9 protein-coding genes and 1 pseudogene are annotated in these 11,473 nt (G+C 39.9%); 6 read left to right on the top strand and 4 right to left on the bottom strand.

The genetic code is table 11. The features are described from left to right. Positions 1-16: 16 nt before the first annotated feature. Together ACUVXA_RS09590 and ACUVXA_RS09585 are read left to right on the top strand one after the other, a co-directional pair. Positions 17-268, top strand: a complete 252-nt coding sequence (locus ACUVXA_RS09590) for a methyltransferase family protein (RefSeq protein ID WP_445871035.1) — start codon at positions 17-19, stop codon at positions 266-268. A 182-nt stretch (positions 269-450) separates the two neighbouring features. Next, on the top strand, positions 451-1,578 hold the full coding sequence (locus ACUVXA_RS09585) for a DNA double-strand break repair nuclease NurA (protein WP_445871034.1): 1,128 nt from the start codon (positions 451-453) through the stop codon (positions 1,576-1,578). Positions 1,579-1,830: 252 nt separating this feature from the next. Here ACUVXA_RS09585 and ACUVXA_RS09580 read toward each other — a convergent pair whose 3' ends face one another. Further along, positions 1,831-2,088: a hypothetical protein gene (locus ACUVXA_RS09580; RefSeq protein ID WP_445871033.1), complete on the bottom strand. Its 258-nt coding sequence runs from the start codon at positions 2,086-2,088 to the stop codon at positions 1,831-1,833. 460 nt (positions 2,089-2,548) lie between these two features. On the opposite strand from ACUVXA_RS09580, the gene ACUVXA_RS09575 reads away from it, so the two are divergent. From ACUVXA_RS09575 to ACUVXA_RS09565, 3 genes are read left to right on the top strand one after another with little or no spacing between them, the layout of a single operon-like run. Beyond that, positions 2,549-4,105, top strand: a complete 1,557-nt coding sequence (locus ACUVXA_RS09575; RefSeq protein WP_445871032.1) for an ATP-binding protein — start codon at positions 2,549-2,551, stop codon at positions 4,103-4,105. A 6-nt stretch (positions 4,106-4,111) separates the two neighbouring features. Then, a complete protein-coding gene (locus ACUVXA_RS09570) occupies positions 4,112-5,368 on the top strand; it encodes a DNA repair exonuclease (RefSeq protein WP_445871031.1) in 1,257 nt (418 codons plus the stop codon). Further along, on the top strand, positions 5,365-7,395 hold the full coding sequence (locus ACUVXA_RS09565; RefSeq protein ID WP_445871030.1) for an AAA family ATPase: 2,031 nt from the start codon (positions 5,365-5,367) through the stop codon (positions 7,393-7,395). Before ACUVXA_RS09570 ends, ACUVXA_RS09565 begins: the two co-directional genes overlap by 4 nt. 355 nt (positions 7,396-7,750) lie before the next feature. On the opposite strand, the pseudogene ACUVXA_RS09560 reads toward ACUVXA_RS09565, so the two are convergent. The 3 genes and pseudogenes from ACUVXA_RS09560 to ACUVXA_RS09550 all read right to left on the bottom strand — a co-directional run. Continuing rightward, positions 7,751-7,837, bottom strand: a pseudogene (locus ACUVXA_RS09560) (DUF6616 family protein); the annotation flags it as partial. Between the two features lie 19 nt (positions 7,838-7,856). Continuing rightward, complete coding sequence (locus tag ACUVXA_RS09555; protein WP_445871029.1) at positions 7,857-8,093, bottom strand: DUF6616 family protein; 237 nt, start codon at positions 8,091-8,093, stop codon at positions 7,857-7,859. A 186-nt stretch (positions 8,094-8,279) separates the two neighbouring features. After that, the gene (locus ACUVXA_RS09550) at positions 8,280-9,968 is read right to left on the bottom strand and encodes an AMP-binding protein (protein ID WP_445871028.1); all 1,689 of its coding nucleotides are present in this window, start codon (positions 9,966-9,968) and stop codon (positions 8,280-8,282) included. A gap of 207 nt (positions 9,969-10,175) precedes the next feature. On the opposite strand from ACUVXA_RS09550, the gene ACUVXA_RS09545 reads away from it, so the two are divergent. Beyond that, positions 10,176-11,456 carry a xylulokinase gene (locus tag ACUVXA_RS09545; protein ID WP_445871027.1) on the top strand — a complete coding sequence of 427 codons (1,281 nt, stop codon included), beginning with the start codon at positions 10,176-10,178 and terminating at the stop codon, positions 11,454-11,456. Positions 11,457-11,473 lie beyond the last annotated feature (17 nt).

The following is an 11,473-nucleotide window of genomic DNA, read 5'->3' as shown; positions in this document are numbered from 1 at the left end:
TCTGGAAGTGTCCTAGATGGGTAAGTTTCGGACAACGGTTTATTCCATTGTTAGACATCCCCAATATCTTGGCGGATTTTTAGCACACGTAGGAATCACCTTTCTATTATCTGCGTGGTATTCTCTGATCTTTACACTAGTAATGGTCGTAATTATTTACACTATCTCGTGGAAAGAGGAGAAGGAGTTGATCAAAGAATTTGGCAAAGAATACAGTGACTATCAGAAACAGGTGCCAATGTTAATACCCGGCTTCAAAAGATTATGAAAGTAATCCCTCACGAAGAATTAGAAAATAGTATCTTTGGCTTAAAGAAGGACTTTATATTAAGAGATAACTACTTATGCGTAAGCATCCTCGTAATTTAAAAGCATTTAAAGATGTGAATATAACGACTGTTCCTCTAAACTCGGTCGATGAATTTTTCTATAGTAGGATGGTGAATTCATTTGTCGTTAGCAGATGTTTTAGACCGTGTTATTGAGAATCTGGACCGGTATGTTGGTGAAGCGGATCTGGGCAACCCTTTCTTTCCTGGTTCAGGTTACAAGGCATATCCCTTTAGTGTAGAAAATTTTAGGGAGATTAAAGCCATTGAGTCTGGGCGCAAAATGGCCTTTGTTGATGGAGGCAATCAGGAGGTGGTGGGTGCTCCCAATTTTTCCATTCAGATTAACCGGGTTTTTTTCAATGTCTTCCAGAATAAGAAGCGGGTCTTGGAGAGGGAGATGCCGCGAAGAATAGAATTTTTTTCGGTCACCTTTTCAAATTTCAGACAGGATGAGATATACTATGACACCTCCATTTTTCCGGTCAGCGAAGAATTTGAAGATTTTCTACCAGATACTCGGGACCTCTCCTTTAGCTCTATGGATCGTAGCGTAATGCAGGGAAATCTAAGAGCAGACATATCACTAGTTTCTTCCATAGCGAGAAGATTTGCAGAGTGGGAATTCTCCAAGCACGTAATAGAGAATGAACTCGGCGAAAAAGATATTATTGTTATGGACGGTACTCTACAAACCGCCTTTACCAACGAGTCCAAGTACTCAAAAATGGTCTATGAACTTGCGAAAAAAAAGGATGTAATTGTTACGGGTTTGACCAAGACCTGCGGATTATTCACCACAACCGGCCTATCTCTTCTCGGAGCTGCAAGAAAATTCGCAAACAACAATAATATAACCTATCCGATGTGGTACTATTATCCAGTGGCGGAAGCCTTTACGTCGGTTCATGAGGCGGTTATACTTCTGGTAAAGCTGAATCCTATGACGGAACGCATATTCCGATTCGAAATATACAGAGACCAAGTGAAAAAACTAGGCATAGATCAAATCGACGAAATAGTTGCTTCTCTCTCAAACAACTCCGCAGACATCACATTTCCCGGCTACCCCTACGGACTCATAGATGCAGACTCTAACGCTCGAATACGCTCCGACGAGATGCAAAGATATAAATACGCGCTACTTTCAACCATGTCAAAAAAAGGAATATGGAATAAATTCGTCAGACATATCCAAGCTAAAGATGCCCACAATAAACTAAACCAGATATCCCTTTGGGAAAGCTAGTTCTCATCGTGGAGCATTGGCCAAAAAGGATTGCACTCATTAATTCAATCTGCTTCTTTCCTTTTTGATCCAAAAACTTTACTTGGTTTTTGCCTTTGACTTTGCTTTTGCTTTTGGTTTTGCTTTTGCTTTTTTCTCTTTCTTTCCAAATATCCAAGGCATACGATCAGTCCTCGCTCCATTTATTTTTTTTACCTAAAGGATTCCATTTTAAGATAAGTATGAAGTTGTTTTAAATTGTATCAGATTACCTTAATAAAAGTTTGCTAAAAATTTTTTTATTTTTTTGGAAATGACTGAAAATGTATTTAATGGGAGAGAAAAGAAAGAATCGAGAATTGAGACTAATACTTCTGAGTCTTTGGAATTTTCAGTTCTTTCCTTGCTTCCTAAAATTTTCCCCATTCCTATCAATTCATTTTGCTTTTTTTCTTTTCGAACTTGACTTGCTTTTGCTTTTTTTCTTTGTTTTGCTTTTTCTTCTCTTCTTCTTTGATCCAAATAAATCATCTAAACTCTTCTCAGTTTTTGGTCCAATTATTCTTTTACCCAAAAAATTCACCTAAAATATGTATGGAAAAGCTTATTTATATTTTTTAATAATTGATAGATTTTGGAATTCGTCCTTTAGCTTCAAAACTTTTTTCTTTGGAAGGTTCCATTATCCAAAATGTTTTACATGTGGTTATTGGCAATCCATATAGGCTTGGCTTCTTAGACAAATAATCATACGCTTGCGTGTTCCAGATAAAATATGGAAACCAAGTTTTTCATAGTAAAATATGAAAATGTTTTTTATGGTAAACCTATATAGGCTTCGCTTTTTAGACAAAATATGAAAAACTTTTTTCATGTTAATACTTGTATCCTTAAATAGAATAGCAAGTAATTGTTAGAAAAGGTTATAGAAGCCAGATGTTTAGATTTTCAAAGAAGGCTCTTTCTGTTCTTATTGATCGGTGGGAAAAATATGAATGTTATTGGTCAGATAGTTGCGGGAAAGGTTTCCTCTATACTCATCCGTGAAAAGAGCGATGAAAAAATCGAGTTAGGTGACCTTCTGGTTGTTGATGATGAAGATGGATACCTTGTTCTGAAGGTATTCGACCTCTTGTACGGTAGCCAGGTTCCGCAAGCCGCTAGAGAGCTTCTAGCGGGCATGGAGCTGGAGGGTCATGGTGGGACTGTTGATTTTCTAGAGCCAGAGTTGAGGAGCTACGTTATGGCTGAGGTTAAAGCGGTAGCCAAAGTTAGTGATAAGAAGGAGTTGAGGATTCCCAAAACTTTGCCGGGCTTTTTCCAGAGTGTGAGACCTATTTCAGAGGAGGACTTGGACTTCTTAACTAAACCGCCGAGTCCAGTTTATATTGGTAAGATTAGGAGCGGTTCCAAGGTTTTGGATGTGGATGTTTTTTTAAACGGGTTGGAAGTTTTCACTCATCATGTTCTGGTTCCTGCTACCACTGGTAGGGGTAAGAGCAACCTTGTTAAGGTTATGCTTTGGAGTGTTGTGGGTGATAATAATTTTGGAGTTTTGGTTCTTGATCCTCACGACGAGTATTACGGTCGACATCCCAATACGAGGGGAATGAAGGATCACCCCGACTCTAAGGACAATGTCTTTTATTTTTCTCCCAATCCGCTTCCAGGAACCAATACTCTGGTTGTAAACTTGAAGTCAATTAAGCCTTCACATTTTGAGGGCATAGTTGACTTTACTGATGCCCAGTGGGATGCTATTAAAATTTATTATAATAATTATGGGGAGGATTGGATTGTAAACATCGTGAGTGGAGCTGAGGCAAAGGGGGTGGCTCCAAGAACAATGGATGTGCTCCAAAGAAAGTTTAATAATACTTTGGGAGTCTACGTGGATGCTTCTGGCACTCTGCAGTGTAGGAGCCGAGCGTTTAGCGACACCGCGGGGGAAACCACTATAGGAGAAATTGTTCGGAAGCTGGAGGAAGGGAAGATGGTGATTCTTGACACGTCTCGCTTACTTGATCAGGCTGAGCTCCTCCTGGGAAGCATAGTGGTGGAGGGGATATTTAATAGGTATCAACAGTATAAATCTACGGGTGAGCTAGACGATAAGCCAGTGATAACACTAGTGATAGAAGAGGCTCCCCGAGTGTTAGGGAGTGACGTGTTGGCTTCTATGGGTGAAAATATTTATGCCACTGTGGCTCGAGAGGGTAGAAAGTTTAGAGTTGGCCTCATCGCCATCACACAGTTGACCAGTCTTATTCCTAGACCCATCCTTGCAAATATGAATACTAAAATTATTATGGGTAACGAAGTGGCTCCTGAGCGTAGAGCAATAATTGACAGTGCTGCACAAGACCTTTCGGAGGAGAATAGAGAGATTGCCAGCCTGGACAAGGGTGAAGCCATCATAAGCAGCAATTTCACAAAATTTGCAATTCCAATACACATCCCCCTCTTTGAGGAGTATATTAAAAATTTTGAGAGAAAGGGTAAGGTTGGAAAAGGGAGAGATAAGGATTCCACAGTTTTTATTGGGTGAATTGTTTTGTACAAGTTTGCTCATATATCTGACTGTCATCTAGGTTCAAACAGGGACCCATTTCTTAGGAACCTGGAATTGAGTGCTTTTCACCGTGCTTTGGATGAGTGTATGAAGCGAAAAGTGGATTTTATTATCATTACCGGGGATCTATTCCACTCCAATATTCCGGACTTGGGAGTGGTTAACTCTGCGGTTAAAAAGATGAACGAGGTGGTTGGTCAGAATATTCCTATTTACGTTATATACGGGAGCCATGATTACAGCCCCAACGAAACATCTATAGTGGATATTCTGAGCAGCGCAGATTTATTCAAAAAAGTGGTTCGCGGAGAAATTGAAGACGAGAAGCTGAAACTGCATTTTTTCACCGACCCGAAAACTGGAGTAAAAATAGTTGGTATTTCTGCTCGCAGATTGGGTCTAGAAAAAAGGTATTTTGAGATGTTGGACAGAGAAAGCTTGGAGAAAGAGCCGGGTTTCAAAATATTCGCTTTTCACAGTGGAATAACCGAGCTTAAGCCCAAGCACCTCACTCAAATGGAGTCAATCCCAATCTCCTATCTTCCCAAAGGATTCAATTACTATGCCGGTGGCCACATCCACCAGTACACTAAGCGAAAATTTGAGGAGTATGGTTTAATAGCATATCCTGGAACAATTTTTGCGGGTTATCCCCGAGACCTGGAGGACAATGCAAAGGGAATAAAAAGAGGGTTTCTCATAATTTTCTTTAATAGTGAAATTGAGAAAGTTGAATTTGTTGAGATACCCGGTCCCGAATATAATCTTTTCGAGTATGATGCTACGGGAAAAAATTCGGCTAAGGTGCGTGATGAACTTCTAGTAAAGGCTGGTGAAATTTCCGCCGAGAAAAAAATTGTCCTCCTAAAAGTTGGAGGCGAAATGTCTGGAGGTAACACATCTGACATTGACTTTCTGAAGGTAAGAAACACACTATTACAGAGAGGAGCACAATATGTTAGTATTAACCGTCACGGTTTAACCACCAGGGACTATGAAACAGTAAGGCCCATGGGAGAGGATATAGGAGAAATTGAGAGAAACATCTTCAAAGAAAATATAGGAGCGGTAAAAGTATCGGTTGAATCACTAAGGGGAGAGACGGGAGCTAAAATAGCCGCAGAGCTCTTAACAGTTCTGAGGCAAAATCAGAAAGTTGGAGAAACTAAGAAAGACTATGAGGTTAGAGTACTAAAACAGGCAGTCAATCTTCTAAAACTGGAGGAGGCTTTCAAGTGAGGGCGAAATCGTTAATACTCAAAAATATCCGCAGCTACACTGAGGAAGATATTGAATTTCCATCCGGTACAACCTTATTTGAGGGAGACATAGGATCTGGTAAATCTACCATTCTCCTGGCCATTGAATTCGCACTATTCGGTTTAGGAGATCAGAAAGGAGCCTCTCTCCTGCGACTTGGAACCAAAGAGGGTTATGTAACCTTCACTTTTGAGGTGGATGGGGAAGTATACGAGGTTCACCGTAAGCTAGTAAGAAAGGGAACCGCGGTCCAGCAGAAGGAGGGTCATATAAAAGTCAATGGGAAAAAATATGATCTTTCACCTACCGAATTAAAAGAGCGAATTCTGGAGATTCTAAAATTCAATGAACCACCGGATCCCAAGGCCCAGAGCGTAATCTACAGGTACGCTATTTTCACACCACAGGAAGAAATGAAATCCATTCTGTGGGCCAAACCTCAGGAACGATTACAGACCATGAGAAAAGCCTTTGGCATAGAGGACTACAAAACCGCAGTGGAAAATGCAAAGAACCTCGCAAGCAGTGTCAAGGAGAGAAGCGATATTCTAAAGGGAAGAATAGAAGACCTAGAACAGAGGAAAATCGAACTAGAAACAAAAACAGACGAAATAAAAAAAGCTGAAGAATCGCTCAAAGAGCTTACCAAAGAAAAGGAAAAACTGGATTCCGAAATAATGAAATATGAGAGCGAAATGGAAAAACTCCGAGAACAAGAAAAGGAGCTCAGCAGCGTTCAGATGCTCATTCCCAAACTCAAAGAGGATATTAAAGAAAAAACAAGGAGAAAAACCACCATACAATCTGAAAACACCACCTATAAAAAAGAAATAGAAGAAAAACTTCAACCCCAGATAGAAGAACTAAGCAAACTTGAAAAACCAACCGATAAAAAAGAGGAAGAACTAGAAAAAGAGATTGAAGATATCAGAAAGGAGGAACGGGGACTGTTTCAATCAGTTAACAGCTACAACATTAAAATCGATGAATACCAGCAGATAATAGACAATAAGATTTGCCCCACATGCGATAGAGAAGTTGATCCCCAAGAATTTGGAGAAAAGCTGAATAGCAAAAAAAATGAAAGAGACCAAGCAGAAGAAAAGCGTAAAAAAGTAGTCGAAAACCTGGAAAACACCCAAGCATTGCTAAAGAATCTCAGAGACTACAATAAGAACCTGGAAACCCTTAATCAACTCAATCAGAACTTAGAGGATAGAAAGGAGAGAATCACCAAGAACCTGGATGAAATTCTAGAACTCTCCAACCAAATAGAGATAATTGACACAGAGCTGAGAATAAACCAGAAAAAGCTTAAGGAACTCAAAGATGTTTCTGAGAAGATCGAACAAATGAAAACAACACTTGGAACTCTCAAACAGAAACACGAACAAACTAAGGATGAAATATCCAAAGCCGAGAAACAAATCGAAATCTACAAAGAAGAAAAGAAAAAACTAGAAACAGAAATCAAAGAAAAAGAGAAACAGGGAAAAACCAAACAGCTACTAGACGAACACCGCATCTGGCTCCAAGACTATTATATATCCACACTGGAAAGCATAGAAAAGCACGTAATGAGAAACATCAACCAGGAATTCAACAGTCAGCTCCAAAGATGGTTCAACATTCTAATATACGACCCTAGCAAGAACGTCCGAGTAGACGAAGACTTCACACCCATAATAGAACAAGACGGATACGAGCAAAATGTAAACTTCATGAGCGGAGGAGAAAAAACCAGCCTCGCCCTCATATACAGACTAGCACTAAACACCATAGTCCGAAAAGTGTCCACCACCATGAAATCAAACATACTCATACTCGATGAACCAACCGATGGGTTCTCCAAGGAACAACTTTTTAAGGTAAGAGAAATTCTGAATGAGCTACAGGATGCACAGGTGATCCTAGTTTCACACGAGAGAGAACTTGAGAGTTTTGCGGACCAAGTCTTCCTAGTAGAAAAAAGAAATGGTATTTCAAGAGTGGAACCCTCTGCATAGAATAAACAAGCATGGAAAACCTAAGAATCTATTAATTACGGAAAAGTTCTCTATAGATTAGCATGCGGGATGGATATCAAAAAACTACAAGGCCAATACGAAAAATGGTAAATAAAGCTCAAAAATAATACAAAAAAACTTTCAGCTTTGTATGACCTAGTATTATACAGTACCTTGGGTAAGATGCCAAGAAATTGGTAATATGGTTTTTTCTTGTTAGGAACCTGGAAAACTATTACTTTCAGGTGTGTATATCTACATATTTGATATTAAATTTTACAATCAAATCTTTTGGGAGACCTGTACTAAAATAGAAAAGAATGAAAAGAAGAATAACAACACTCAACTCTGTAAACTAGAGGTTTATCAGGTCTCCAATAATATTTTCCGGAGTATCAAGGACTCCTCTAGCATTTATTTGCTCAAAGTATTTGTACCATTCCGCGGCTTCGACATTTTACTCAAATTTTTTGACAAGCTCCTTTATTTGGCATTTTCCAAAAAGCGATATAACTGTAATCACATCGGTGGGGTGTATCAGAATCGTTGAGAGCCCATCCAATGATTTCAATACCAGCCTTTGCCATCTCTTCTATGGCGGGCTCAAGCTGGGACATGTATTCCTCACGCTCCTTTTTAGAAAGTGCAAGCCATGCAGGTTTAGCTTTCCACAATTCAACATAGATATAGAAAATCATCTCCTCCATATTTTTTTAAAATTCACAATTAAAGATTATATACTTCCAATTTCAAGTAAAATATCTCAAGTTTAAATATTTTCAAAAAAGGTAAACTAGCATATAGCTTAAGTCTATCTTTAAACCCATTTAAATTTTTCAAACTAAAAGACATAAAAAGAAAAATATGGAAAAATTTCGAGTCGGCTAAACTGGGCTCAAACTCTCCTGCTCCCTGAGCGCTCTTCGAAGAACTTTTCCGATGGCCGTCCTTGGAACCTTATCTATAAACTCCACAATCCTAGGGTACTTGTAACCTGCTAACTCGTTCTTTGCCCAATCTATTATTTCCTGCTCCGTGATTTTACCCTTATACTCATCCCTTATCACGACAAAGGCCTTGATGGGTTCCCCAATCTCCGGATCCGGCACTCCTATCACGGCGTACTCTAAAACTGCGGGGTGGTCGTATAATTTGTCTTCCACCTCGTCGGGCAACACCTTGTAACCCTTATACTTGATGATGTCCTTCTGTCTCCCAGATATGTAGAAATAGCCTGTGTCATCCATGTAGGCCAAGTCGCCAGTGTGAAGCCAGCCGTCCTCAATGGTTTCCTTGGTTTTTTCGGGGTTTTTCCAGTATCCCTTCATAACCTGAGGGCCTTTTATCATTAACTCTCCAACTTCTCCTGAGGGAAGCTCTTCCCCAGTATCAAGGTTCAAAATCTTAACATCGGTGTCCACCATTGGAATACCGATACTCACACCTAACTGAGGAAGCCAGGTTGGTTTCATATGCGTGGTAGGACTGGTCTCACTCAGACCATATCCCTGACCAACATCCCCGCCCACAACCTTCTTCCATCTCTTAACTAAATCCTGGGCAAGAGGAGCCGCCCCCGAAATAACCAATCTCAGCGATGATAAATCATACTTCTCAAAATTGGGGTGATTAATTAAAACCTGGAACATTAGAGGAATACCCACAAAGTTTTCGATACGGTACATTTCTATGTTTTTCATTATCGATTCCGGGTCAAAACCAGTATAAAGGACCATCATGAACGCTCGAGAAATATAGAGCTGAACCTGACTGAAACCAAAACTATGACACATTGGCAGTACAGTTATGCAGGCGCCTTTACCTAAATCTTGATCTAAGCTTTCATACTGGGCTCCTTCCAATACGACCATCTGGTAAACATTTGAAACTATATTATAGTGTGTTTGCATCACTCCTTTCGGTAATCCAGTGGTTCCCCCAGTATACAATAGGACGCTTAGATCCTCTTTGGGGTTTATTTTCACTTCGGGTGGTTTTGCTGGATATTTTTCCATTAGTTCCTGTAGGCTTGTGGTGCCTGGCTTTTTTTCTCCATAGACTATAACGTTTTCTATCTCGACATTTTCTCTCACTTTTTCTATGTTAGGATACAATACTGAGCTACAAATCAAAGTGTCTACAATGCCGCTGTCATTAACGATGTGTTCAATATCATGTTGTTTGAGCATGGGGTTGATTGGTACTATAATGGCTCCGGTCTGGCTGATTCCATAAACTGAGAATACGAACTCTGGTGAGTTGGTCATATAAATGCCCACGCCATCACCCTTCTCCACTCCCATATCCGCAAGTCCAGCAGCGACCTTGTCGCTGAAATACATTAATTCCCGGTAAGTATATTTTCTATTCTCTGGCACAAAATATATTGCGCAATTATTGGGGCATCGGCGGGCTGTCTCTCGGCCGATGTAGTGTAGAGGAATCTCAGGATATTTTACGGTTTTAGGAACTCTCTCTATGTACAATTTTTCCCATGGACGGTTAGGTCTCACCCATGGACTTTGATTCTCAAAATCTAATTCGACAGAATACAAGGGTTCTTCTTTAACCACTATTAATCCCTCCTTGATGCTCATTTTATTGAATATATTCATCCAGTAGAATATAAATATTATAATGGGAGAAATTCTAAACCAGCTATTGTGTGCACAAGTTATCCTTAATTTTATAAGTTGAAATTAAAATATAGAGCGTGGTGTATTACAATTTTATTAAACTAATTTGTATGATATTTTTAAATTGAAAATTTGGGTGGTTAAATGTCAGATAAATTAATTCTTTCTTATGATGTTGGTACTAGTTATTTAAAAACAAGTCTAGTAGATTCGAAGTTTAACATTATTGGAACAAAGCTTGATAAATATCCTATTTATTTTCCAAAAAAAGGTTACGTGGAGCAAGATTCCCTAGACTGGTGGAACGCAATAGTAAAAACTACGAACAAATTAGTGATGGAAGAAAAAGTTGATGTTTCCAAAATCGCAGCCCTTACTTTTGGAGGTCAAGCCCTTTGCACCGTTTTAATAAATAAGGATGGTGAACCTCTAATGAGGTCCATTATTTGGATGGATACTAGAGCCGCCGACCAGGCAAAAAAGGCGGTTGGTGGGGGATTAATAAAAATTGGTGGATACGATCTATTTTCCATGCTTACTTTCTTAAGGATTACTGGAGGGGGTCCCGGACTTGCGGGTAAAGACCATTTGCCAAGAATTCTCTGGCTTAAGGAAAATATGCCCGATATTTATCGAGATACCTATAAACTACTTGACACTAACGGCTTTATAATCTATAAGATGACTGGCAACATAGTGATGAGTAAATTTGATGCGCATCTCACTTGGATGATGGACACCCATCCCGGGAAACATAACTGGTCAGAAAAGATTCTCAAAAAGTATGGAATAGACAAAGAAAAACTCCCAGAAATAAGAGCTTCAACCGATATCGCCGGCAAACTCACCAAAGAGGCAGCAGACGAGCTAAATCTTCAAGAGGATACACCGGTTATGGTGGGCTCCGGGGATGTGGCTGCTGTTGCCGTGGGTTCGGCTGCAGTTAAGGAAAAAGAATACTTTGTTTACATCGGTACCAGCGACTTTATGGGCACCCATACCAAGGAAAGAAAAGTGGATATTTCCCACTACATGGGAAGCGTATGTAGCGCTATTCCCGACATGTACTTATATACGGGAGAGCAGGAAACAGCGGGAACCTGTTTGGATTGGGTGAAGACTGAGGTATATAAGAATTCAGCCGAAGAGCTTGGGGAGAAGATTTACGACCTATTGGATGAGACTGCGGGTAAAATTTCTCCTGGTTCTGAGGGGCTCATGTTTACACCATGGCTCAGCGGAGAAAAAACTCCTATGGACGATAGCACTATTAGGGGCGGATTTCATAACCTGAGCCTTGAACACACCAGAGAGCACACTGTGAGAGCAGTCATGGAGGGAGTGGCGTTTAATATTCGCTGGGCTTTCAGGTGTATGGAGAAGAAAATGGGGTTTACAACAGTAGGAAGATTTAATACTAAATAATACCATATATGGCTATG

It is taken from the genome of Candidatus Jordarchaeum sp., assembly GCF_052745115.1.
Note: the sequence above shows the minus strand (reverse complement) of the source record. Positions and strands in the feature narration are given on the sequence as shown.

Bases quoted from the DNA above. Each gene is read 5' to 3' on its own strand.
- ACUVXA_RS09555 (WP_445871029.1), bottom strand. From the start codon at position 8,093: ATGATTTTCTATATCTATGTTGAATTGTGGAAAGCTAAACCTGCATGG.
- ACUVXA_RS09590 (WP_445871035.1), top strand. From the start codon at position 17: ATGGGTAAGTTTCGGACAACGGTTTATTCCATTGTTAGACATCCCCAA.
- ACUVXA_RS09575 (WP_445871032.1), top strand. From the start codon at position 2,549: ATGAATGTTATTGGTCAGATAGTTGCGGGAAAGGTTTCCTCTATACTC.
- ACUVXA_RS09580 (WP_445871033.1), bottom strand. From the start codon at position 2,088: ATGATTTATTTGGATCAAAGAAGAAGAGAAGAAAAAGCAAAACAAAGA.
- ACUVXA_RS09545 (WP_445871027.1), top strand. From the start codon at position 10,176: ATGTCAGATAAATTAATTCTTTCTTATGATGTTGGTACTAGTTATTTA.